At 29.0% G+C, this 23823-nt stretch carries 26 protein-coding genes; 9 read left to right on the top strand and 17 right to left on the bottom strand.

Features of this window, described 5'->3' with window-relative positions; all coding sequences use genetic code 11:
* The 5 genes from NSA50_RS18410 to NSA50_RS18390 all read right to left on the bottom strand — a co-directional run.
* A partial coding sequence (locus NSA50_RS18410) for a single-stranded DNA-binding protein (protein WP_257447608.1) occupies positions 1–221 on the bottom strand: 221 nt, incomplete at its 3' end.
* Positions 222–235: 14 nt separating this feature from the next.
* Positions 236–523: a 30S ribosomal protein S6 gene (rpsF, locus tag NSA50_RS18405; RefSeq protein WP_035284774.1), complete on the bottom strand. Its 288-nt coding sequence runs from the start codon at positions 521–523 to the stop codon at positions 236–238.
* Positions 524–630: 107 nt separating this feature from the next.
* A complete protein-coding gene (locus NSA50_RS18400; protein WP_008676147.1) occupies positions 631–816 on the bottom strand; it encodes a DUF951 domain-containing protein in 186 nt (61 codons plus the stop codon).
* Positions 817–839: 23 nt separating this feature from the next.
* Complete coding sequence (locus NSA50_RS18395) at positions 840–1745, bottom strand: mechanosensitive ion channel family protein (RefSeq protein ID WP_195266354.1); 906 nt, start codon at positions 1743–1745, stop codon at positions 840–842.
* Between the two features lie 18 nt (positions 1746–1763).
* Positions 1764–2003, bottom strand: coding sequence for a DUF3343 domain-containing protein (locus tag NSA50_RS18390; RefSeq protein ID WP_195266356.1), 240 nt, complete (start codon positions 2001–2003; stop codon positions 1764–1766).
* Between the two features lie 298 nt (positions 2004–2301).
* Here NSA50_RS18390 and NSA50_RS18385 point away from each other — a divergent pair, with 298 nt between their 5' ends.
* Both NSA50_RS18385 and yyaC read left to right on the top strand, forming a co-directional pair.
* Positions 2302–3456, top strand: a complete 1155-nt coding sequence (locus NSA50_RS18385; protein ID WP_195266358.1) for an aminotransferase class V-fold PLP-dependent enzyme — start codon at positions 2302–2304, stop codon at positions 3454–3456.
* A gap of 54 nt (positions 3457–3510) precedes the next feature.
* Positions 3511–4119, top strand: coding sequence for a spore protease YyaC (gene yyaC, locus NSA50_RS18380; RefSeq protein WP_195266361.1), 609 nt, complete (start codon positions 3511–3513; stop codon positions 4117–4119).
* Positions 4120–4131: 12 nt separating this feature from the next.
* Here yyaC and NSA50_RS18375 read toward each other — a convergent pair whose 3' ends face one another.
* The 12 genes from NSA50_RS18375 to rpmH all read right to left on the bottom strand — a co-directional run bounded on the left by NSA50_RS18375 (position 4132) and on the right by rpmH (position 13874).
* Positions 4132–4632 carry a DUF4446 family protein gene (locus NSA50_RS18375; RefSeq protein ID WP_195266363.1) on the bottom strand — a complete coding sequence of 167 codons (501 nt, stop codon included), beginning with the start codon at positions 4630–4632 and terminating at the stop codon, positions 4132–4134.
* 93 nt (positions 4633–4725) lie between these two features.
* A complete protein-coding gene (locus NSA50_RS18370; RefSeq protein ID WP_195266364.1) occupies positions 4726–5577 on the bottom strand; it encodes a ParB/RepB/Spo0J family partition protein in 852 nt (283 codons plus the stop codon).
* Positions 5578–5591: 14 nt separating this feature from the next.
* Entirely contained in the window at positions 5592–6353 is a 762-nt protein-coding gene (locus NSA50_RS18365) for a ParA family protein (RefSeq protein ID WP_195266366.1), read from the bottom strand.
* A 171-nt stretch (positions 6354–6524) separates the two neighbouring features.
* A complete protein-coding gene (gene noc, locus NSA50_RS18360; protein ID WP_195266393.1) occupies positions 6525–7301 on the bottom strand; it encodes a nucleoid occlusion protein in 777 nt (258 codons plus the stop codon).
* 210 nt (positions 7302–7511) lie between these two features.
* Entirely contained in the window at positions 7512–8231 is a 720-nt protein-coding gene (gene rsmG, locus NSA50_RS18355) for a 16S rRNA (guanine(527)-N(7))-methyltransferase RsmG (protein ID WP_195266368.1), read from the bottom strand.
* Between the two features lie 17 nt (positions 8232–8248).
* Entirely contained in the window at positions 8249–10123 is a 1875-nt protein-coding gene (gene mnmG / locus NSA50_RS18350; RefSeq protein WP_257447595.1) for a tRNA uridine-5-carboxymethylaminomethyl(34) synthesis enzyme MnmG, read from the bottom strand.
* A gap of 13 nt (positions 10124–10136) precedes the next feature.
* Entirely contained in the window at positions 10137–11516 is a 1380-nt protein-coding gene (mnmE, locus tag NSA50_RS18345) for a tRNA uridine-5-carboxymethylaminomethyl(34) synthesis GTPase MnmE (RefSeq protein WP_195266395.1), read from the bottom strand.
* 158 nt (positions 11517–11674) lie between these two features.
* Positions 11675–12298: an RNA-binding cell elongation regulator Jag/EloR gene (jag, locus tag NSA50_RS18340; protein WP_195266372.1), complete on the bottom strand. Its 624-nt coding sequence runs from the start codon at positions 12296–12298 to the stop codon at positions 11675–11677.
* A gap of 38 nt (positions 12299–12336) precedes the next feature.
* Complete coding sequence (yidC, locus tag NSA50_RS18335; protein ID WP_195266374.1) at positions 12337–13101, bottom strand: membrane protein insertase YidC; 765 nt, start codon at positions 13099–13101, stop codon at positions 12337–12339.
* Positions 13102–13119: 18 nt separating this feature from the next.
* Entirely contained in the window at positions 13120–13329 is a 210-nt protein-coding gene (gene yidD, locus NSA50_RS18330; RefSeq protein WP_207733847.1) for a membrane protein insertion efficiency factor YidD, read from the bottom strand.
* Positions 13329–13679 carry a ribonuclease P protein component gene (gene rnpA / locus NSA50_RS18325; RefSeq protein WP_195266376.1) on the bottom strand — a complete coding sequence of 117 codons (351 nt, stop codon included), beginning with the start codon at positions 13677–13679 and terminating at the stop codon, positions 13329–13331. Before rnpA ends, yidD begins: the two co-directional genes overlap by 1 nt.
* 60 nt (positions 13680–13739) lie before the next feature.
* The gene (rpmH, locus tag NSA50_RS18320; protein ID WP_195266378.1) at positions 13740–13874 is read right to left on the bottom strand and encodes a 50S ribosomal protein L34; all 135 of its coding nucleotides are present in this window, start codon (positions 13872–13874) and stop codon (positions 13740–13742) included.
* 534 nt (positions 13875–14408) lie between these two features.
* Between rpmH and dnaA the strand changes: the two genes are divergently transcribed.
* The 7 genes from dnaA (at position 14409) to gyrA (ending at position 23355) form a co-directional block, all read left to right on the top strand.
* Entirely contained in the window at positions 14409–15764 is a 1356-nt protein-coding gene (gene dnaA, locus NSA50_RS18315; RefSeq protein WP_195266380.1) for a chromosomal replication initiator protein DnaA, read from the top strand.
* A 259-nt stretch (positions 15765–16023) separates the two neighbouring features.
* On the top strand, positions 16024–17124 hold the full coding sequence (gene dnaN / locus NSA50_RS18310) for a DNA polymerase III subunit beta (protein WP_195266382.1): 1101 nt from the start codon (positions 16024–16026) through the stop codon (positions 17122–17124).
* A gap of 47 nt (positions 17125–17171) precedes the next feature.
* Positions 17172–17378 carry a S4 domain-containing protein YaaA gene (gene yaaA, locus NSA50_RS18305; protein WP_195266399.1) on the top strand — a complete coding sequence of 69 codons (207 nt, stop codon included), beginning with the start codon at positions 17172–17174 and terminating at the stop codon, positions 17376–17378.
* 79 nt (positions 17379–17457) lie between these two features.
* Positions 17458–18543 carry a DNA replication/repair protein RecF gene (recF, locus tag NSA50_RS18300; protein WP_195266384.1) on the top strand — a complete coding sequence of 362 codons (1086 nt, stop codon included), beginning with the start codon at positions 17458–17460 and terminating at the stop codon, positions 18541–18543.
* Positions 18544–18557: 14 nt separating this feature from the next.
* Positions 18558–18818, top strand: a complete 261-nt coding sequence (remB, locus tag NSA50_RS18295) for an extracellular matrix regulator RemB (protein WP_195266386.1) — start codon at positions 18558–18560, stop codon at positions 18816–18818.
* A 58-nt stretch (positions 18819–18876) separates the two neighbouring features.
* Positions 18877–20787, top strand: a complete 1911-nt coding sequence (gene gyrB / locus NSA50_RS18290; RefSeq protein WP_257447581.1) for a DNA topoisomerase (ATP-hydrolyzing) subunit B — start codon at positions 18877–18879, stop codon at positions 20785–20787.
* Positions 20788–20808: 21 nt separating this feature from the next.
* On the top strand, positions 20809–23355 hold the full coding sequence (gene gyrA, locus NSA50_RS18285; protein WP_195266391.1) for a DNA gyrase subunit A: 2547 nt from the start codon (positions 20809–20811) through the stop codon (positions 23353–23355).
* Positions 23356–23823 lie beyond the last annotated feature (468 nt).

Here is a 23823-nt window from a genome sequence, read left to right as displayed (position 1 = left end):
CTGATACGTCCAGTAACAGCTAGTTGTCTGCCCTTTGTAAGATATTGTGCTATTGTTTCACCAGTTTTACCAAAAGCTATACAATTGATAAAATCAGTTTCATCTTTTTTAAAAGGTCTTGTTACTGCTAAAGAAAATCTTGTTACTGCAGTACCACTTCCAGCTGCAAAATTAAGCTCTGGATCTTTTGTTAGCCTTCCAATAAGTATTACCTTATTCATGACAATATCACCTCTTACGCTTCTTGTTTAACTATGATGTGTCTTAAAACTCCATCAGTAATTCTGAATATTCTGTCTAACTCTTTAGGTAGCTCTGAATCAGCATTAAAGTTGATTAATGTATAGAAACCTTCGTTAACTTTTGCGATTTCGTAAGCAAGCTTTCTTCTACCCCAAACGTCAACATTTTCTATAGTTCCTCCACCGTTTTCTATTACACCCTTAAACTTTTCGATGTTAGCTTTACAAGCTTCTTCATCTAATGATGGGTGTAGTATGAATATAGTTTCGTACTTTCTCATCATTTTCACCTCCTCCCCTCGGACATTGGCTGTGCTTTACACAGCAGGGATTACAATTAAATATTGTAGCATTATTCATTTTCTTTTGCAAGTTTTAAATTTAATTACTATAAATTAACGATTTTCTTGGCATCTTTTTGAAATTTGCTTCTTGGTAGCATTATAATTCTTCCACAACCTGTACATTTAATTTTTATATCTGCTCCAAGTCTTATAACTTCAAATTCTTTACTTCCACATGGATGCTGCTTTTTCATTTCTACTATATCACCTAAATCAAAAGTCTCTATCATAATTAAACCTCCAACCATTTAAATTAAACAAATTTATTATTTACTATTTGAGTCTTTGGATACGGTATTTCTACTCCTGCCTCATCTAATGTCTTCTTTATTTCTTTTCTTAATTCTCTTTCCATCTTCCATTGAGATAGAGGCTTAGATTTCCCAACTACTCTTATCGTAACACCTGATGCATTTAATGATATAACACCTGATACCTCAATATCTTCCTTAACTTCATCTTTATTTTTCTCTTTAAATTTTTTACATGTATTTTCAATTAACTTAATTGCATTATCTACATCTTCTTCATATGCAATTTCTACATCGACCATAAACCTCATATTTGCTCTTGAATGATTAGTTACTTCTAATACAGCTCCATTTGGTAAAACATGTACATCTCCGCTGAAATCCTTCAATACCGTGGATCTTATTCCAATATTTTCCACTATACCACTATACTTACCTATGGTTACATAATCTCCTACTCCATATTGATCTTCAAAAAGTATGAAAAAACCATTTATTAAATCTTTGACTAAGCTTTGAGCTCCAATACCGACTACAAAACCAACAGCACTTAAAACAGCTGCTGATACCTTAAATGTACTTCCTATTATTATAGCAGCTCCTGATATATATACTGCATATTTTAATGAACTTTTAAGTATAGCTCCTACAGTGATTGCTTTTTGCCTATTCATAGAAAAACTTAATTTACTTTTAATTTGATTTTTTACAAACTTATCAATTAACTTATCTCCTATTTTTATAGCAAGATACATAGCAACTATAAGTAATATAAACCTTATTCCCTTATTCAATACAAACTCAAATGTGCTTACCGCATTTGTCCACGCAACTTCCCAATCAACATTAAAAACAATTTTCCCATTCTCATCTATACCAGTACTGATCAATGTCATGAAATTTTGCATAACTCACCTCTAATACTATTAAATTATTTCCTTAAACTCATTTTGATCTTTCTCATATATATGTTTATATCTTATAATATCCCTTGATATAATTTCATCTATGTATTTTTTTTCTTCTAGTCTAATGCAAATTCCACAGCTTTGTGTAATTGCTGTAGGAGTCGGCATCATCTTAAAAATCATATTTTCTTCCTTTAAAACTTTTTCTCCATTCATAGCATCAAGTGTATTTTTAAAAACTATAATATAGTACTTCATAATGTCCTCCCTCTTCAAGTTTATTTATATTTAATTATATTATATATATGTTTCAATTAAGAATCTATATTAATGATTTTATATATTCTTAATCCTATATAAAATATTTGCTATATTTAAGTATACATTCTTTTGCTCATCAATAAATTTAATTTCTATTAAATTTTAATTAAGTTTTCATTTTATCATTCCATTCAAAAATCCATTATTTTATAAATTTATTACTTTGTAAATAATAATAAAGTATCTTATAATTTTATTATAAATTTAAATTTCTATAATTTATAAGGAGTTAATCATGAATATATATTTAGACAATGCTAGTACAACATTTCCCAAGCCTAAGAATGTTGTTGATTCTATATACAATTTTCTAACTAATATTGGAGGAAATCCTGGCCGCTCCAACCATAATAATGCTCTAGAAACTAATAGACTTCTATTTGAGGCAAGGGAAGTTATATCCGATTTTTTCAAGTTTGATTCTATGGAAAATGTAATATTCACCAATAATATAACTACTTCATTAAATATATTAATAAATGGATCCCTTACAACTGGAGATCATGTAATAACATCTTCTATGGAACATAACTCTGTTTTAAGGCCATTAGTTAATTTGAAGAATAAAGGAATAATAGAACTGGATATTGTAACTGCTGATAAATTTGGCTTTATCTCTGTTGAAGATATTAAAAATAATATAAAACCAAATACTAAAATGGTAGTACTTAGTCAAGCATCTAATGTAATTGGTAGCATTCAACCAATTAAAGAAATTGGAGCTTTATGTAAAAGTAGAAATATATTTTTTATATTAGATACTGCTCAAGGTGCTGGAGTATTAGACATAGATTTTACAGATGTTAACTTAAGTGCACTAGCTTTTACTGGACATAAAAGCTTATTTGGTCCTCAAGGAATTGGTGGCTTTATAATAGATGATAGTCTTAATAACATATGCAATCCTTTCATTTTAGGAGGAACTGGAAGCTTATCTCACTCACTAGAGCAACCTGATTTTTTACCAGATAAATTTGAATCCGGTACTCTTAATATGCCTGGTATAGTAGGCTTAGTTGAAGGTATTAAATTCATTAAAACCGAAGGCATAAATGCAATTTATAATAAAAATAAATTTTTAAGAGATTATCTTGTTAGCGAAATGTCTAACATCAATGATATCATTCTTTACGAGGATATTAATAATAGCAATTACACCTCATGTGTTTCATTTAATATTAATAATATTGATACTGCTGAATTATCTTTTGCTCTTGATAATGATTTTGGTATAAAAAATAGGTCTGGTCTTCATTGTGCTCCGCTTGCACATAAAACTATAGGAAGTTTTCCATCAGGTACTGTTAGATTAAGCCTTAGTTACTTTAATGAGAAATCAGATATTAAATACACTATAGACTCCATAAACAAGATAATAAAATCAAAATAGCCTTGAATAAAAACCTCCTTTATTGTTAATAATTTCAATAAAGGAGGTTTTTATATGAATGAACCAATTTCAATCGATTCATTATCGCCTAACTCTTATATAGAGATTAGGGATTATTTATATAATAATTTAAAAGATATACTTTACTCAAACAGAGATATAATTTTCATTTGTATAGGAACTGATCGATGTACAGGTGATTCTCTTGGTCCATTGATTGGATATAAATTAAAAAATGTTTCAAAAAATAAAATTCATATTTATGGATCATTAGAAAGTCCTATTCACTCTAAGAACCTTAATGAAATAATTAATAAAATTAATTTAAATTTTGATAATCCTTATATTATCGCTATAGATTCATGTTTAGGAAAAATAAGTAATATAGGGAAAGTTTTTATTGATAAAAAACCACTTCAGCCTGGATTAGCCTTAAATAAAAATTTACCCCCTATAGGAGATTTAAGCATCACAGGAATCGTAAATATTGGAGGGAACTTTGAGTTTATAGTTTTACAAAATACACGCTTATATACGGTAATGAGCTTAGCAGATTGCATATATAAGGGTATCTACCATTTTATATTGAAAGTATCAAAAGAATTTGAATATATTAATAAACCTTCTAAATTAAATTATTTACAAAAAAATGAGAGTCTATAAGACTCTCATTTTTTATTTTTTATTAATTGCTTCATTCAAAACATATGATTCTTCTTCAGATAACTCATATCTCGAAATTCCCTTATCAACTGGTTTTGCATATGTAGTACTATCTTGTCTTGAATAAATTCCAGTAATCAAAACGCCATCATTATATGAGTCTAGTATTGCTATTGAAAAACTCAAATCACTTCCTACATCAGGAAATGCCTTATATCTCATTATAGCTATTTTATTTACGCAACCTTTCATTTCTTCCTTTATTACTTCACATTTATTAAGGGCTTCGTTTGAAAACTCCATAGCTTTATCTATTTCGTCTAATTTAGAAGCTATTAGTTCTTCTAAATTTTTATTATTTACCCCTCTCATCATTCTTCTATATTTCTTTTCAAGCTTATTTATAGATCTTATTAAATAAATTACAATTATGAAAAGTAGTAACATTATAATAAGTAATCCAATAATAATAAATGGTGAATTTTCATTTATTACTTTAAATATATTTTCCACTTTCAATACTCCTCTCTAGACCTTATAAAGAAATATCATAAAATGTTTCACGTGAAACATAATTTGCACATTTATAATGTTTCACGTGAAACATCATAAATTAATTATTTCTAGTATCCTTTGTAAATCTTCATTTGAATAATATTCTATTTCTATTTTCCCCTTATCATTTTTGTTACTAATACTCACTTTAGTTCCAAAATAATTTTGCAATTTTTCAGTTACATCCTTATAATATGGATTTATTTCTCTTGCTTTTTCCTTGTCTTTTTCCTTTTTCTCAGATCCTAAATATCTTACTAATCTTTCTAGTTCCCTAACAGATAGCTTTTCATCTATAACTTTTTGAGCTACTTCACATTGAACTTCTGGATCCTCTATTGCTAATAAAACTCTTCCATGACCTTCTGTAATAACTTCATCAATTAAATATTGTTTTACTGTTTCACAAAGGTTAGTAAGTCTTATTACATTACTTATTGCTACTCTAGACTTTCCTACTCTTTTACTTAGCTCCTCCTGAGTTAAATTAAAATCGCTTAGTAATTTTTTGTATGCTATAGCCTCTTCAATAGGATTTAAATCTTGTCTTTGAATATTTTCTATTAGAGATACCTCTAATATATCTTTTTCAGTTAACTCCATTATTATAGCTGGTATTTCTTTTAATCCTAATAATTTTGCAGCTCTCCATCTTCTCTCACCAGCAACTATTACATAACTATTGTTTTTTTTATTTAAAATTATAGGTTGTATTATTCCATGCTCTTTAATTGATTGAGCTAATTCTGCTATTTTTTCATCATCAAAAGCCTTTCTTGGCTGATCCTCATTACTTCTAATTAAATTCATAGATATAACTGATGGTTTATTATTTTCTTTACTTTCATTATCATTAGGAATTAATGCACCTAATCCCTTTCCTAATGCTGATTTTTTATTCATATTTACTCACCTACTTACTGCCTACTTAAAAACTCTTTTGTTAATGATTTATAAGATTCCGCACCCTTGCATTTTTCATCATATAGCATTATTGGTAGCCCGAAACTAGGAGCCTCTGCTAATCTTATATTTCTTGATATTTTAGTTTCATATACCTTTTCATTAAAAAAATTCTTAACTTCTTCAAGGACTTCATTACTTAAATTAGTTCTATAATCGTACATAGTCATTACAACGCCCTCTATTTCAAGGTCCTGATTTAATGATTTTTTAACTAGTTGAATAGTGTTGATAAGTTGTCCTACTCCTTCAAGTGCATAAAATTCACATTGGATTGGTATTAATACTGATTCAACTGATGTTAATGCATTAATTGTTAGTATTCCTAATGATGGTGGACAATCTATAAAAATAAAATCATATTCATCTTCTACTTCTTTAATTTTATTTGTTAAAATAGTCTCCCTATTCTCCTTACCTATCATTTCAACTTCTGCACCTGCTAACTCCATTGTTGACGGAGCTACAAATAAATTTTGTACTAATTCACTTTTTAATATAACCTCTCTTAATGAAGCATCTGAAGTTAATACATCATACATTGATAATTCTAAATTCCTTTTATCTAAGCCTAACCCACTTGTTGTATTTCCTTGGGGATCTATGTCTATTGTTAATACTTTATAACCCTCCATAGCTAGATATGCGCATAAGTTTATGTTTGTAGTAGTTTTTCCAACTCCACCTTTTTGATTAAATATACAAACCTTCTTCATATAAAAGCTCTATTTTAGAGCTTCACCCCCCTTCTCATATTAATATTATATATACTTTCTGTTAATATTAAAAGATTAACAGAATAAAAATTAATTAAATTAATAATCAAACTTAAATTTCTACAAAAAAATAAGTATATTCTTACTAAAGTAAGAATATACTTATTAAAATTATTTTTTAGGTATAGAAACTGTTATTTGTATAAATTCTTCATCATCTTTAAATTTATATTCAGCTGGTATATTAAACTTATCAAATACTTGCTTTATAGTATTTACATATAATTTTGCTGGAAATACACTTTTAACTCTTTTCTTTTCCTTATTCTTCAACTCTTCTCCAGCTAATTTTAATAGCTCTTTATTAACCGCTTCTTCCGTGGCCTTAACATTAAGAGAATTATTTATTACTTTTTCTATAACTTTTAATTGTAATTCTTCATTTGGTAATGATAGTAATGCTCTTGCATGCCTCTCTGTTAATTTATTTTCTATACAAACCGATCTAACACTTGAACTAAGTTTTAATAATCTTAACTTATTTGCTATAGTTGATTGCTTTTTACCCATTCTTTTTGCTAATTCATCCTGAGTAAACTTATGATCATTTATAAGATTATAATATGCCTCAGCCTCTTCTATAAAATTTAAATCCTCTCTTTGTAAATTCTCTAACAAAGCTATTTCAGCAGATTGTGTATCAGTTATTTCAATAATATTACAAGGTACATTTTCTAATTCTGCCATTCTCGCAGCTCTCCATCTTCTTTCACCTGCTACTAATTCAAAGTTTTCTCCTCTTCTCCTAACAGTAATAGGTTGAATTATTCCATGCTCCTTTATAGATTGAGATAATTCTTCTAATGCTTCTTCGTTAAAAAATCTTCTAGGTTGATAAGTATTTGGAAATATTTTATTTACATTTATATTTGTAATTTCTCTATTCATATGCACCCAACCATCCCCTATTATTCTAAGTACCATTTTATTCAATAAATTAAAAATTCTATTTTCTTCTCTAATTTCCTTCTTTTTATTACCTAATATTATAAGACAAATTAATTTATTATAACTTAACAAATTACAAATGAACTTATATATATTAATATTTTTTTATTAATCGACTGTTTTTATTTAGATATATTGTAGAATTTAATTCTATTTTATAGGTTTTTTATTTATTGTTCCTGCTTTTCTAGGATATATTTTCGAACATTTACTTATCTTCTTAATTTCTACAATATTATGCTTTAAATCAGACTTTTCTATATTTACCTCAATTATCTCTTTTAACTCTCCACCTAAAACTGTTATTGCTTTTTGACCATCTTTAAGCTCTTCTTCTATTGCTGGTCCTTTTAACGCTACAAAGTATCCACCACACTTTACATATGGCATACAAAACTCTGATAACACTGCCATATTTGCTACTGCTCTTGATGTAGCGACATCAAACTTTTCTCTTAACTCCGACTTTCTTGCTCCGTCTTCTGCCCTTGAATGTATTGTAACTACATTTTTTACTCCTATACTACTAATTACTGTATTCAAAAAATTTATTCTTTTATTTAATGAATCTAATAATGTTACTTGTACATTAGGATTCATTATAGCTATAGGTAACCCTGGGAAGCCAGCTCCTGTTCCAACATCTATTATAGTTTTAGCATTTTTAATTGCATCTGATTTAAAAGCTTTAATGCAATCTATAAAATGTTTTTTTATTACTTCTTCATCTTCTGTTATTGCAGTAAGGTTTATCTTTTCATTCCACTCTTGAAGTAATTTCATGTACTTTATAAATTGATTATATTGATGCTCTGATAATTCCATTCCTACTTCTAAAGAAGCGTCTCTCATTAATTGAAAATATTCCATAGTTCCTCCAAAGAATTTTATTTCTTATATTGATGTTCTAAATAAATTAATAATACAGATATATCAGCTGGTGACACTCCAGATATTCTTGATGCTTGCCCTATGCTTACAGGCCTAATATTAGATAACTTTTGAATAGCCTCTGTTCTTAATCCCTTTACATCATTATATTCTAAATCATCAGGAATTAATTTTTTCTCGAACTTTTTAAACTGTCTTACTTGATCTAATTGGCTATCTATATAACCTTCATATTTAGCAATTGTATTTATTTGTTCACCTATATCATCTTCATAGTCTGGTCTATCCGTATCTAAGCTTACTAAGCTAAAATAATCTAATTCTGGTCTTTTAATTAATTCATAAAAACTTATAGGCTTTTTAAGTTCTGTTGATCCCATTGAAACTAAGAATTCATTTGTTTCTTTCTTATTTGTTATTTGAAGTTCCTTTAATCTCTTAACTTCATTTTCTATATTATTTTTTCTTGTTAGGAACTTTTGATATCTTTCTTCTGTCGCAAGACCAACCTTATATCCAATTTCAGTTAATCTAAAATCAGCATTATCTTGTCTTAATAATAATCTATACTCAGCTCTTGATGTCATCATTCTATATGGCTCATTTGTACCTTTAGTAACTAAATCATCGATAAGAACACCTATATATCCATCTGATCTAGTTAGTATCATAGATTCTTCATCTTGAATCTTCAAAGCCGCATTTATTCCAGCAACTATTCCTTGTGCAGCTGCTTCTTCATAACCTGAACTACCATTTAACTGTCCAGCTCCGTATAATCCATCAAATTCCTTAAATTCTAATGTTGGCTTTAATTGAGTCGGATCAATTGAATCATATTCTATTGCATATGCAGTTCTCATTATTTCTACATTTTCTAGTCCATGAACAGTTCTTAACATTTGTAACTGTACATCTTCTGGAAGTGATGAAGACATTCCTCCAATATACATTTCTTGAGTATCCTCACCCTCTGGTTCTATAAATAACTGATGTCTTTCCCTATCTGGGAACCTCATAACCTTATCTTCTATTGATGGGCAATATCTTGGGCCCACCCCTTCAATTAATCCATTATACATTGGAGACCTATCAATATTCTCTTGTATTATTTTATGAGTTTCTTCACTTGTATAAGTTAACCAACAGGAAACTTGTTCTCTAGATATATCTCCACTCATAAAGGAGAATGGAACTATTTTTTCATCTCCTGGTTGCTCTACCATTTTTGAAAAATCAACAGATCTTTTATTTATTCTCGCTGGAGTACCAGTTTTAAATCTTCTTAATGATATTCCTAAATCAATTAATGATTGAGATAATTCATTAGCTGCTGCTAATCCATTTGGTCCACTATTATATGTAACATCGCCTATTATTATTCTTGCTCTAAGATATGTACCTGTTGTCAATATAACGGCCTTACAACTGAAGTATCCACCGTTCTTTGTAAGTACACCTTTAACCTTTCCATCTTCCACATCTAATTCTATTACTTCTAATTGTCTCAAACTAAGATTTTCTTGATTCTCAAGTACATTCTTCATTCTATTTTGATACTTCTTTTTATCTGCTTGCGCTCTTAAAGAATGAACTGCAGGGCCCTTTGAGGTATTTAGCATTCTTGATTGAATAAATGTGTTGTCTATATTAACCCCCATTTCTCCACCTAATGCATCTATTTCTCTTACCAAGTGTCCTTTCGCAGTACCTCCTATATTAGGATTACAAGGCATCATAGCTACAGAATCAAGATTAGTAGTACAAATTAATGTTTTTAATCCCATTCTAGCTGCTGCAAGTGCTGCTTCACAACCAGCATGACCAGCACCAACAACTACTACATCGTATTCTCCCGCATTATATTTCATATTTATATTTCTCCTACTTTCCACAACAAAATTCTTTAAATATTTTATTAACTAAGTCCTCTTCTAACTCTGAACCAGTAATTTCTCCTAAAGCTTTTAAAGCTGCAGTTACATATATAGAAATTAAATCAAGGAACTCATTATTTTTAACTCTTATTAGAGCATCATCACAATTTTCCTTTGCTCTAATTAAAGCTTGCTTATGTCTTGAGTTAGATATTATTAGACTTTCGCTATCTATTTTACCATTAAAGAACATATTCTTAATCTCATTTTTTAATCCATCTATTCCAAGATCTTCTTTTGCAGAAATTTTTATTATATTTTCAAATTCGCTTAATAAAGATTTATCTAATTTATTTTCTAAATCTATTTTATTTAACAAAACTATAGAATTTTTATTTTTTATAGCTTCTATTATTTCAATATCTTCATTATCTAATTCTCTAGAAGAATCTAGTACTAATAAAATTAAATCTGCTTCATTTATTTTTTCCTTTGATTTTTCAACTCCAATTTTTTCAACTATATCTTCTGTTTCTCTTATTCCCGCCGTATCTATTATCTTTACTGGTATTCCATCAAGATTTATATATTCCTCTATTACATCTCTAGTAGTTCCAGCAATATCTGTAACAATTGCTCTCTTTTCCTTTAAGAGAACATTTAATAAAGATGATTTACCTACGTTTGGCTTACCTACTATGGCTAAGCTTAATCCATCTCTTATTATTTTGCCTTCATCTGCACTTTTAAGTAATTTACTCATATCATCACATGCTTTTTCCAAGCTATCTTTTACTCTCAATGGAATTGTCGGATCAACTTCCTCATCATCCTCAGTAAAGTCTACAGCATATTCTATTAACGCTAATACATTTAACAGATATTCTCTTAGTTTATTGATTTTCTCTGACAATGAACCCGAACTCTGCATTAAAGCTGATTTCATTGCTAGCTCAGTCTTAGCCGTGATTAAATCCATAACTGCCTCTGCCTGAGATAAATCTATTCTTCCATTCAAAAATGCTCTTTTAGTAAATTCACCTGGCTCAGCTAATCTTGCTCCAGCCTTCATAACCATTTCCAGCACTTTATTTGTTGATGTTACTCCACCATGACAATTTATTTCTACAGTATCTTCTGCTGTGAAACTTTTTGGCCCTTTCATATAGCTTATAATTACTTCATCTATTAAGTCTTCTTTATCTATATCAACTATATGACCATATTTCATGGTATAAGTCTTCATATCTTTTATATCTTTTCCACTTTTCGCCCTAAAAATTTTAGCTACTATCTCTAAGGCTTTATCACCAGATACTCTTATAATAGCAATTCCACCTTCTCCAATTGCTGTGGATATAGCACAAATTGTATCAAATTCTTTCATCATCTATCCTCCTTAATGTATTTTAGATAAATTCCTTCGTTCAATATATTATATATATTTATATTATACCCCATTTTAACTAATATTCATTTTACAAAACTATTTGAATTTAGTCAAAAATAAATAAAAGGCAAGAAAGCCAATTGGCTTTCTCACCTTTATTTCTTTATATCTACAACAACTCTTCTGTAAGGTTCGTCACCCTCACTAAATGTATAGACATATTCATTATCTTGTAAAGCAGAATGTATTACTCTTCTTTCATAAGGATTCATCGGTTCTAACTTATAAGGTCTTCTAGTTTTTCTAACTTTATATGCAGTTTTTTCAGCAACTCTCATCAAAGTTTCTTCTCTTTTCTTTCTGTAGTTTTCAGTATCTAAAACTACCTTTTTATAAGGAATGTCATGCCCCTTATTAACAACTAACGAAGCTAAATATTGTAGAGAATCTAAAGTTTCTCCTCTATATCCAATTATTAATCCCATCTTAGGACCATTCAAGTCTATATAAACAACATCATTAACTTCTTTAATTTTTATTTCTGCTTGTACTTTCATATTATCAAGAATACTTCTTAAAAATACTCGTACCTCTTCCTTATAATCTCTTTTAACCTTAACTAATATTTTTGCTGGCTTTGTCCCTATAATATTTAAAAATCCTTTTGAGCCTTCATCTAAAACCTCATATTCAACCTTATCTTCTGTAAGCTTTAATTCTTTTAACGCATTTTGTAATGCTTCACTTACGCTTTTCCCTGCTATTTCTAATGTTTTCATACCCTATTCACCACCTAGTAAATACTAATATAATAATCTTAATTCTTCTTCTTAGTCTTTGGTGTTGCTTTTTTTGCGTTCTGAATAGTTTTTAATTTATCTTCTTCTTCTTTTGCTGCTCTTTTCTTTTTAGCTGGCAAGTAATTTAAGAAATAAGTTTGCGCTAATTGTATAGCTCCACCTATTACCCAGTAAATTACTAAAAGGGAACTAAAGTTAATAGCCATTACCCCCATCATACCTGCCATCATTATATTCATACTTCCCATGTTCATAGGACTATTTTCATTCTTTGGCATTGACTTAGTTAAAAGTAAACTTGGTAAATAAGTACTTAAGAAAGCCAATACTGGCATTATGAAGTAAGGATCCTTGTTAAATACATTTGGTATCCATAAAAATGATGTATTAGTTACAGCACTTTTATCTATATTCCAAAAAACATAATATAGTGCAAATAATATTGGTAAAGGTAATAATGTAGGAAGGCATCCCCCAAACATACTTACATTATTTTCTTTCATACATTTTGAATACTCAGCTTGCATCTTTTGAGGATCATTTGCATATTTTTTTTGTATTGCATTTAATTCTGGTTGAATTTCTTGCATCCTAGCATTTGATCTATTTGCCTTAATATTAAATGGTAATATTATCAATCTTATTATTACAGTAAATATTGTTATTGCTAGCACATATGAAGCCCCACTAGGTTCCATATTAAATACTGATAAAATAAAATTATGTAGACCATTAAATATAATCGTCAGAAAATTTGTTATTGGTTCTAAAAGTTTCATCATATCTTACAAATAACCTCCTTATTTCACAGGATCATATCCACCCTTAGCAAATGGATGACACCTTAAAATTCTCTTTATAGCTAAAAAACCACCTTTTATTGCTCCATATTTATTAATAGCATCTATTGCATATTGTGAGCATGTAGGAACATAAATACATGTTGGTGGTCTCATCGGCGAAATATATTTTCTATATAAATATATAGATTTCAACATTATCTTTTTCATTATTTATATAAGCCTGCCTTTAAAAAAAGTTTTTTCATTGCCTCTTCAACTTCAAAGAAACTTTTTCCTTTTATAGCACTTCTCGCTACAAACACAAAATCGTAGCCACTTTTAAGGTTCTTTTCATTAAGTCTATAGCTTTCAGTTATCAATCGTTTACTTCTACTTCGAACTACACTATTTCCAACTTTTTTGCTTACTGAAATTCCTACCTTATTATAAGTAAGATTATCTTCTGTTTTATTTTTTCTATTATTAAAAGTGTATAAAACTAAAAGGTTATTAGCTAAAGACTTTCCCCTTCTATATACTAATTTAAATTCATTATTTTTTCTTAATCTGTATACCATTGGAAACTCTATACTCCTTTTTTCCTGCTATTGCAGAAAAAAGGCCACTATTTGCGGCCCTTATGCTGTTAATCTTTTTCTACCTTTTTGTCTTCTTCTCTTAAGAACAGATCTTCCTGATGAAGTTTTCATTCTCTTTCTGAATCCATGTTCTTTTTTTCTTTGTCTCTTTTTTGGTTGGTATGTCATGAACATTTCACTACACCCCCTTTAAATTGTAATTTCTATAGTAAAAACTATAATTCCTATTTTAAATTTACCTTATTATTATATATATATCACGTTTTTATGTCAATACACTATAATTTTCAAATTCTGTTGATAAATATAAGATTTTACCACAGTTTTTTGTGGATAACTCCTTGAATACTCTATTTAACTTATGTTATTATTAGTATTGAATGTGAATAATTTTACTTAGCAAACAAGTTATCCACACATGTGGATTAAATTGTGTATAACTTGTTTACTTTTTTCTTTATTACTTATCTATTTATATCTATTTTTAGCTAAACTAATGCTTTTATACCATGTTAATAATGTGAAAAATTGTACATAATTATATTGTGGATAACTTTTATCAATATAAAATATCAACATAATTATTAACATGTGAATAATTCTATCATATTTATTAACATGCATTTTCATGTGTTAATAAGTGTGTTGATATATTGTTACTAACTATTTAATATTTAAATTTAAAATTTATTTTATGGAGGATATAAAATGAATAATGATCTAAAATCATTATGGGAAAAAACATTAAATATAATTAAGGGTGAAATGAGTGAAGTTAGCTTTAATACATGGATTAAAAGTTGCGAACCTATTTCTATATCTTCCAATATAATAAGAATCAGTGTTCCAAACTCCTTTACTCAAGACATATTAGAAAAGAGATACAAGGACTTAGTTGTAAATTCTATAGAAGCTGCTTGCTCAAAAGTTTATAATGTAGAATTTATGGTAGCATCTGATATTCAGGAAGCAGAAGAAAAGGAAGAAAAGAAACCTAAATTCGATGATAGAGGATCTATTACTGTAAATGATGAAATGTCAAGTTTATTAAATCCTAAATACACATTTGATTCTTTCGTTATTGGTAATAGTAATAGATTTGCTCATGCAGCTTCATTAGCTGTAGCTGAAGCACCTGCCAAAGCTTATAATCCTCTGTTCATATATGGAGGCGTTGGCCTTGGTAAAACACACTTAATGCATGCTATTGGTCATTATGTTTTACAAAATAATTCTAATGCTAAAGTTGTATATGTCTCTTCAGAAAAATTTACTAATGAACTTATTAATGCAATAAGAGATGATAAAAATGAAGAATTTAGAAATAAATATAGAAATGTAGATATTTTACTTATAGATGATATTCAATTTATAGCTGGAAAGGAAAGAACTCAAGAAGAGTTTTTCCATACCTTCAATGCATTACATGATGCCAACAAACAAATAATTCTATCATCTGATAGACCACCTAAAGAAATTCCAACTTTAGAAGATAGACTACGTTCTAGATTTGAATGGGGCTTAATAGCTGATATTCAAGCACCAGACTTTGAAACTAGAATGGCAATATTAAAAAAGAAAGCTGATGTAGAAAAGCTAAATGTTGCAAATGAAGTTATGGTTTATATCGCGACTAAAATTAAGTCTAATATTAGAGAGCTAGAAGGAGCTTTAATTAGAATTGTTGCTTATTCATCACTTACTAACAGACCAATTACTGTTGAGTTAGCAAGTGAAGCTCTTAAAGATATAATATCAAATAAACAAAATAAGAATGTAACTATAGACGTTATACAAGATGTTGTTGCTGGATATTTTAATCTTAGAATAGAAGACTTGAAATCTCAAAGAAGGACTAGGAATGTAGCATATCCTAGACAAATTGCAATGTATTTAAGCAGAAAGTTAACCGATATGTCCTTGCCTAAAATAGGTGAAGAATTTGGGGGAAGGGATCATACTACTGTTATTCATGCTTATGAAAAAATATCTGATAGCTTAAATACAGATGAAAGCCTACAACACACAGTAAATGATATAACGAAAAAGCTAACTCAAAATTAATTAACAACTGTACATAAATATATTGAATTATTTGTGGATAACTAATAAAAACAATATTGATTGTTAATACTGTGGATAAGTCATATGATTTTTGCTTCACTTATCCACAATATTTTTTTATAAATAATTTAGTGTTTTCAAGGGGTATACGCACTTATCAACATATCAACATCCCCTACTACTATTATTATTAATTTATATCTATATATTTATCTATATCTATAGATATCTAATGTATATAACTTAAGGAGGTTTTTATATGATATTTATCTGTGAAAAACAAAAACTACAAGAAGGTATATCAATTGCCAATAAGGCCATAACTGGTAAGACAACAATGCCTATTTTAGAAGGCATATACATAAATGCTAAAAGCGAAGGACTAACATTAATAGGATCTGATATGGATGTATCTATTGAAACAAAAGTTGAAGCCGATATATTAGAAGAAGGCATGATTGTAATAGATGCAAAGATCTTTGGAGAAATAATAAGAAAATTACCTAATTCAGATATAAAAATAGAGACTTTAGAAAATGACATAATACAAATAACATGTGAAAAGTCAGTATTTAATTTAGTTTATATGAATGGAGAAGACTATCCAGCTTTACCTAGTATAAATGAAAATCTTTCAGTTGAAGTTCAACAAAATATATTAAAAAATATGATCAAGGGCACATCATTTGCAATAGCACAAGATGAAACTAGACCAATACTACAAGGAATTTTATTTGAGGTTAAAAATAAAAACTTAAATTTGGTCGCATTAGACGGATATAGACTGGCAGTAAGAAGTGAATTCTTAGATAATGATAATGAAATAGAAGTAGTTATTCCGGGGAAGACATTAAATGAAGTGTCAAAAATATTAGAAGATGTTTCTGATATAGTAAAAATTACATTTACTAATAATCATATATTATTCAATTTAAATAATACAAAAGTAATTTCTAGATTATTAGATGGTAAGTTTGTGAATTATTCTTCTTTATTGCCTCAGGAGCACAAAATATTAGTAGATGTGGATAAACAACACCTACAAAGTTGTATAGAAAGAGCTTCATTAATGGCTAAGGATAGTAATAGTAATTTAATAAAATTAGATGTTCAAGAAGAAAATATGATAATAACTTCTAATTCTCAATTGGGAAAGGTTAGAGAAGAACTTAGTATAAATTTGCAAGGAGAGCCTATTCAAATTGCATTTAACTCTAGATATTTATTAGACGTACTAAAAAATGTTGATGACGATGAAATTAAAATGGAAATGACATCAAGCGTTAGTCCTTGTGTAATTAAGTGCAAGAATACAGATAATTCAAAGTATCTTGTTTTACCAGTTAGATTAATAAGATAGAAGGGAGAAAATGCATAGTATATGAATTAATATGCATGGAATTGGAAATGGAAGAAATTAAAATTAGTACCGAGTTTATAAAATTAGATTCATTTTTAAAATGGTGCGGAGTTGCATCTCTAGGTTCAGAGGCTAAAATGTATATTTTAGATGGGATGGTTAAAGTTAATGATGAAGTTTGTATTCAGAGGGGGAAAAAATTAAAACAAGGCGATGAAGTAGAGTTTAATGGAGAAAAATATAGAATTATTTAGGAATAGCATATATTTATTTACATTAACCTGATAATTACTTTTATTCCTCTAATATGTTATAATTAAAATAGGTGTAAAAATGTATATTAAAAGACTGCAAATGTTAAATTATAGAAATTATAAATCTTTAAATATAACACTTGGTAAAAATGTAAATGTATTTATGGGGGATAATGCTCAAGGAAAAACAAATATTCTTGAAGCAATTTATTATTGTGCTTTTGCCAAATCTCATAGAACTTCTAAAGATAGAGAGTTGATAAATTGGAATTCAGATAGTGCTTATGTAAGTTTATTGGTAGGTAAAGATAGACTTGATAAAAATATCGATATAAATATATTGAAAGATGGTAAAAAGGCCATTAAGATTAACAAAATTAAAGTATCTAAAATAGGTGAGTTATTTGGAAACTTTAATGTCGTTATGTTTTCACCAGAAGATTTAAAGATTATAAAAGATTCTCCTGGAGTAAGAAGAAAGTTTATTGATATGGAGCTATGTCAATTAAATTCTAAATACTATTATAATCTAGTACAATACAATAAAGTTTTAAATGAACGGAATGTTGTTTTAAAAAATAGAAAATTAGATACAGAAGTTTTAGATATATATGATATACAATTAGCAAATTTTGGTTATCATATAATAATGGAAAGACTTAAATATATCAATAAATTAAATTTTTATGGAAAGGATATTCATAAAGATATATCCTCAGGAAAAGAAAATGTAGAGTTCAAATATATAAGTACGATAAAGAACCTAGAAGATATAGAAAATAGTTTTTATGAAGCACTGAGAAAAAATAGGAAGAAGGACATTGAAAAAGGAACTACTAGCATAGGTCCTCACAGAGATGATTTTATTGTACTAATCAATGATGTAGATATTAAAAGCTTTGGATCACAAGGACAGCAAAGAAGCGCTGTCCTTACAATAAAGTTTTCATCTTTAAAAATAATAAAAGAAATGACATCAGAGTATCCAGTATTATTATTAGATGATGTTTTATCAGAATTAGATTTTAATAGAAAGAGATATATTCTGAGTACAATTGGAGAAATCCAAACAATAATAACATGTACAGGAATAGAAGATCTAACTAACTATTTAGACGATAGTTCCAGAGTATTTAAGGTCAAGGAAGGAGAAATCCTAAATTAAAAGGAGGAATTCTTATGTTTTTACATTTAGGAGAAAATGTGGTTGTTCCGATTAAAGACATAATTGGAATTTTTGATCTACAAACTACAATGTATAGTTCAGATACGAGTGCTTTTCTAAGAATGGCAGAAGAGGACGGGTTTGTAGAAAGAATTTCTAAAGAGAAACCAAAATCATTTGTTATAGCTGAAGTTAATAAAATGAGTAAAGTTTATTTATCTCCAATTTCATCTTCAACTTTAACAAAGAGAACAAATATAGATTATAATCCATAAATCCAATGTTAAATCTTCATGTGATTATAATAAAATTTCATTTAAGGAGGAGATTATATTGGAAACAAACAATCAAAGCTATGATGAAAGTCAGATTCAGGTATTAGAAGGCTTAGAAGCTGTTAGAAAAAGACCGGGAATGTATATAGGAAGTACTAGTTCAAGGGGTTTACATCATCTTGTATATGAAATAGTTGATAATAGTATAGATGAAGCTTTAGCTGGATTTTGTACAGATATATCAGTGACAATAAATGAAGATAACTCAATTACTGTAATTGATAATGGAAGAGGGATGCCAACTGGAATACATCCTAAAATGGGTAAATCTACAGTAGAAGTTATAATGACAGTTCTTCATGCTGGAGGAAAATTTGGCGGTGGAGGATACAAGGTATCTGGAGGTCTACATGGGGTTGGTGCATCAGTTGTTAATGCATTATCAGAATGGTGTGAAGTAACAGTATCAAGAGAAGGTGATATATGGCAACAAAAATATTCAAGAGGAAATGTTGTAACTAGCTTAGAGAAAATAGGGAAAACAGATGATCATGGTACAAAAGTTTCATTTAAACCTGATACTGAAATATTTGAGGAAACAGAATATGATTTTGATACATTGGCTAATAGGTTTAGAGAGCTAGCATTTTTAAATAAGGGAATTAGAATAATATTATCTGATAAGAGAGAAGAAGGTAAAGAAGAGATATATCATTATGAGGGCGGCATAAAGGAATTTGTATCTTACTTGAATAGAAACAAGGAAGCCCTACATCCAGAACCAATTTATATTGAAGGTGAAAAGGATGGAATAATAGCTGAAATATCACTTCAATACAATGATAGCTATACAGAAAACTTATATTCATTTGCTAATAATATAGATACCATTGAAGGTGGTACACATTTATCAGGGTTCAAAACAGCATTAACAAGAGCTATAAATGACTATGGTAAAAAGTTTAATCATTTAAAAGAAAATGATAAGAATTTATCAGGAGATGATATAAGAGAAGGTCTTACAGCCGTAGTTTCTGTAAAAATATCTGAACCTCAATTTGAAGGCCAAACTAAAACTAAGCTTGGTAATTCAGAAGTTAGGGGGGTAGTTGACTCAATTGTTGGAGAAGGAGTTGCTATATTCCTAGAAGAAAATCCAGGGGTTGGTAAGATAATAATAGAAAAAGCGTTGATGGCAGCTAGAGCTAGAGACGCAGCAAGAAAAGCAAGAGAGTTAACAAGAAAGTCAGTGTTAGAGCGTTCATCATTACCTGGTAAATTAGCTGATTGTTCATCAAAGGATCCTTTAGAGTGTGAAATTTATATAGTTGAGGGAGATTCAGCGGGAGGTTCAGCTAAGCAAGGAAGAAATAGAAGATTCCAAGCAATACTTCCTTTAAGAGGTAAAATATTAAACGTAGAAAAGCAAAGACTAGATAGAATATTAACTGCTGACTCAATTAAGTCAATGGTTACAGCATTTGGAGCTGGAATTGGAGATGACTTTGATGAAGAGAAGTTAAGATACAATAGAATAATAATAATGACAGATGCTGACGTTGATGGAGCTCATATAAGAACTTTATTATTGACATTCTTCTTTAGGTATATGAGAGGGCTGTTAGATGGAGGACACGTATATATAGCACAACCACCTCTTTATCAAGTAAAAAAGAATAAGAAGGAGTACTATGCTTATTCAGATGCAGAACTTGAAAAAGTATTAGGTGAAATTGGTGGAAAAGATAATTCAACTAACATACAAAGATATAAAGGTCTTGGAGAAATGAATGCAACTCAATTATGGGATACAACTATGGATCCTGAAAAGAGAGTATTATTAAAAGCTACTATAGAGGATGCCATAGCTGCAGATGAAATATTCACTATATTAATGGGAGACAAAGTAGAACCAAGAAGAGAGTTTATCCAAAAAAATGCTAAAAAAGTAAGTAATTTAGATGTATAGTACTAAAACGAGGTGAGGTACATGAATTTAAACGAGGGAAAAGTTATATCTATTGATATAAATAAAGAAATGAAAAGATGCTATATCGACTATGCAATGAGTGTAATAGTCGGTCGTGCACTTCCAGATGTTAGAGATGGATTAAAACCTGTACATAGAAGAATATTATACTCTATGAACGATTTAGGATTATCTCCAGAAAAGGGATATAGAAAATGTGCAAGAATAGTTGGGGAAGTTTTAGGTAAGTACCATCCACATGGTGACACATCTGTTTATGATGCACTTGTAAGAATGGCACAAGACTTCTCAATGAGATATATGCTTGTAGACGGTCATGGTAACTTTGGTTCAGTAGATGGAGATAGCGCAGCTGCTATGAGATATACTGAAGCTAAAATGAATAAGATTGCTGTTGAAATGTTAAGAGATATAACAAAGGATACAGTTGATTTTATTCCAAACTTCGATGGAGAAGAGAAGGAACCAGTTGTATTACCATCAAGATATCCAAATCTTTTAGTTAATGGATCATCAGGTATAGCTGTAGGTATGGCAACAAATATTCCTCCTCATAACTTAGGAGAAGTAATAGATGGAACAATAATGCTTATAGATAATCCAGATATTACTGTTTTAGAGCTAATGTCTGTTATAAAGGGACCAGATTTCCCAACGGGAGCTATTATTATGGGTAAGTCAGGAATAAGAGCAGCGTATGAAACTGGTAAAGGAAGAATAATAGTTAGAGCAAAGGCTGAAATTGAAGAAGAAAATAATAGGCATAGAATAATAGTTACCGAAATACCATATCAAGTAAATAAAGCTAAGCTAATAGAAAATATAGCAGATTTAGTTAAAGATAAAAAAATAGTTGGAATATCAGATTTAAGAGATGAATCTGATAGAGAAGGTATGAGAATTGTAGTAGAGCTTAAGAAGGATGCAAATCCAAATGTAATACTAAATATGTTATATAAGCATACTAAAATGCAAGATACATTTGGTGTTATAATGTTAGCTCTAGTTAACAATGAGCCGCAAGTATTGAATCTTAAGCAAGTATTAAGTAACTATATAGAGTTCCAAAAGGAAGTAGTAACTAGAAGAACTATATTTGAATTGAATAAAGCAGAAGCTAGGGCTCATATACTTGAGGGACTAAAGATAGCTCTAGATAATATTGATGAGGTTATAAGTATAATTAGATCATCAAAAACCACTGAAATAGCAAAAAATACATTAATTGAAAGATTCAATTTAAGTGAAAAGCAAGCTCAAGCAATCTTAGAAATGAGATTAAGAAGATTAACAGGTTTAGAAAGAGATAAAATAGAAGAAGAACTTGCAGAAATTATGAAATTAATAGATTATTTAAATTCAATATTAGCAAGCGAAGAAAAACTTCTTTCTGTAATAAAAGAAGAATTAATAGAAATAAAGAATAGATATGGGGATGAAAGAAGAACTTCAATAGAAAAAGTAGTTAATGAAATAGATATTGAAGATCTTATTCAAGAAGAAGAAGTTGTTGTAACTTTAACTCATTCAGGATACATTAAGAGAATATCTGCAGATACATATTCTGCCCAAAGAAGAGGGGGAAGAGGAATACAGGCAATGTCTACAAAGGAAGATGATTTTGTAGAACATGTTAATGTAGTTTCAACTCACTCAGATATACTGTTCTTTACGAATAAAGGAAGAGTTTATAAGTTAAGAGCTTATGAAATACCTGATGCAGGTAGAACTGCAAAAGGAACTAATATTATAAACCTAATAGCTATAGAACAAGATGAAAGGATTGAAACGGTTCTTTCTGTTAAAGATGATGTAAATGAAGGATTCCTATTTATGGGGACTAAGCAAGGATTAGTAAAGAAGACACCTTTATCCGAATTTAAGAATCTTAGAAAGAATGGATTAATAGCTATAAATCTCAGAGATGGTGATGAGCTTCTAAAAGTTAAGATAACTCGTGGTGATGCTGATATAGTTATAGTAACTCAAGATGGAAATGCAATAAGATTTAATGAAACAGATGTAAGACCTATGGGAAGGACAGCATCAGGAGTAAGGTCAATAAATTTAAGGAAAGACGATATTGCTGTATGCATGGATATAGCTGTAGAAGGAGAAGACTTACTTGTTATTAGTGAGAATGGATTTGGAAAAAGAACTCCTATAACAGAATATAAGAGACAAAAAAGAGGCGGAACAGGATTAATAACATATAAGTTATCTGAGAAGACAGGTAAAGTTATAGGTGCAACTATATGTAAGATAGATGATGAGCTTATGTTAATAAATACAAGTGGTGTAGCTATAAGAATAAATGTATCTGATATATCAGTAACTAGTAGATCTGCAATGGGAGTAACTCTTATGAGGACTACAGATGAAGAAAAGATAGCTGCAATTGCTAAAATATCAGGAAGTATTGATGATAAAGAAGAGCAATTAACACTAGATAGTGAAGATGTAAGTGATGAAGTTAAAAGTGAAATAGCAGTTGTAAATGATTCTGATAATAGTTTAAATGAATTATTAGATAGGGCTGAAGAATAAGAGAATATATAAATATAAATAAAAATAAGTCGTGATTGTCATAATTTAATATTATAGATAATCTCGATTTATTTTTTTAGCAACAAAAAGTATTGAAAATATAGTTATATACAAATAATTTAACGTAATCATATCCTGGCGTATCATCAATAGAAAAAGATAGATATTAATAGAAAATTAAAGAAAAACAAGTATAATTCATTGTGATATAGTAAATTATATAAAACTAATTTAAATTTAAATGTTAAGATAAATCTCGTCGCTGAGAGATGCGACAAAACAAGTCAAAAAAACTTTGAAAAAAGTTGTTGACAAGAAAGAAAACAAATGATAAGATAAGAAAGTCGCTTGAGGGCGATGAAGAAAATGGTCTTTGAAAATTGAACAGAAAATAAGTTAAGTAAAATAAACCAGCAATTCTTTTAGACGTCTTAAAATTAAGACTCAAAGTAATTTGAGCGAAGAGAT

Origin of the sequence: Clostridium mucosae (assembly GCF_024622765.1) — a bacterium.
Lineage (GTDB): Bacteria > Bacillota > Clostridia > Clostridiales > Clostridiaceae > Clostridium.
The sequence above is the reverse complement of the archived record's forward strand: the minus strand, read 5'-3'. Positions and strand labels throughout refer to the sequence as shown.

Excerpts from the sequence above, each read along its gene's own strand:
- mnmG (WP_257447595.1), bottom strand. The coding sequence starts at position 10,123 with ATGAAATATAATGCGGGAGAATACGATGTAGTAGTTGTTGGTGCTGGT.
- NSA50_RS18390 (WP_195266356.1), bottom strand. The coding sequence starts at position 2,003 with ATGAAGTACTATATTATAGTTTTTAAAAATACACTTGATGCTATGAAT.
- noc (WP_195266393.1), bottom strand. The coding sequence starts at position 7,301 with ATGAATAGAGAAATTACAAATATAAATGTAAATAAAATATTTCCAAAT.
- NSA50_RS18385 (WP_195266358.1), top strand. The coding sequence starts at position 2,302 with ATGAATATATATTTAGACAATGCTAGTACAACATTTCCCAAGCCTAAG.
- remB (WP_195266386.1), top strand. The coding sequence starts at position 18,558 with ATGTTTTTACATTTAGGAGAAAATGTGGTTGTTCCGATTAAAGACATA.
- yidD (WP_207733847.1), bottom strand. The coding sequence starts at position 13,329 with ATGAAAAAGATAATGTTGAAATCTATATATTTATATAGAAAATATATT.
- NSA50_RS18400 (WP_008676147.1), bottom strand. The coding sequence starts at position 816 with ATGATAGAGACTTTTGATTTAGGTGATATAGTAGAAATGAAAAAGCAG.
- yyaC (WP_195266361.1), top strand. The coding sequence starts at position 3,511 with ATGAATGAACCAATTTCAATCGATTCATTATCGCCTAACTCTTATATA.
- yaaA (WP_195266399.1), top strand. The coding sequence starts at position 17,172 with ATGGAAGAAATTAAAATTAGTACCGAGTTTATAAAATTAGATTCATTT.
- NSA50_RS18365 (WP_195266366.1), bottom strand. The coding sequence starts at position 6,353 with ATGAAGAAGGTTTGTATATTTAATCAAAAAGGTGGAGTTGGAAAAACT.
- rsmG (WP_195266368.1), bottom strand. The coding sequence starts at position 8,231 with ATGGAATATTTTCAATTAATGAGAGACGCTTCTTTAGAAGTAGGAATG.
- rpmH (WP_195266378.1), bottom strand. The coding sequence starts at position 13,874 with ATGTTCATGACATACCAACCAAAAAAGAGACAAAGAAAAAAAGAACAT.
- NSA50_RS18370 (WP_195266364.1), bottom strand. The coding sequence starts at position 5,577 with ATGAATAAAAAATCAGCATTAGGAAAGGGATTAGGTGCATTAATTCCT.
- dnaN (WP_195266382.1), top strand. The coding sequence starts at position 16,024 with ATGATATTTATCTGTGAAAAACAAAAACTACAAGAAGGTATATCAATT.
- mnmE (WP_195266395.1), bottom strand. The coding sequence starts at position 11,516 with ATGAAAGAATTTGATACAATTTGTGCTATATCCACAGCAATTGGAGAA.
- rnpA (WP_195266376.1), bottom strand. The coding sequence starts at position 13,679 with ATGGTATACAGATTAAGAAAAAATAATGAATTTAAATTAGTATATAGA.
- recF (WP_195266384.1), top strand. The coding sequence starts at position 17,458 with ATGTATATTAAAAGACTGCAAATGTTAAATTATAGAAATTATAAATCT.
- jag (WP_195266372.1), bottom strand. The coding sequence starts at position 12,298 with ATGAAAACATTAGAAATAGCAGGGAAAAGCGTAAGTGAAGCATTACAA.
- gyrA (WP_195266391.1), top strand. The coding sequence starts at position 20,809 with ATGAATTTAAACGAGGGAAAAGTTATATCTATTGATATAAATAAAGAA.
- dnaA (WP_195266380.1), top strand. The coding sequence starts at position 14,409 with ATGAATAATGATCTAAAATCATTATGGGAAAAAACATTAAATATAATT.
- rpsF (WP_035284774.1), bottom strand. The coding sequence starts at position 523 with ATGAGAAAGTACGAAACTATATTCATACTACACCCATCATTAGATGAA.
- NSA50_RS18395 (WP_195266354.1), bottom strand. The coding sequence starts at position 1,745 with ATGCAAAATTTCATGACATTGATCAGTACTGGTATAGATGAGAATGGG.
- yidC (WP_195266374.1), bottom strand. The coding sequence starts at position 13,101 with ATGATGAAACTTTTAGAACCAATAACAAATTTTCTGACGATTATATTT.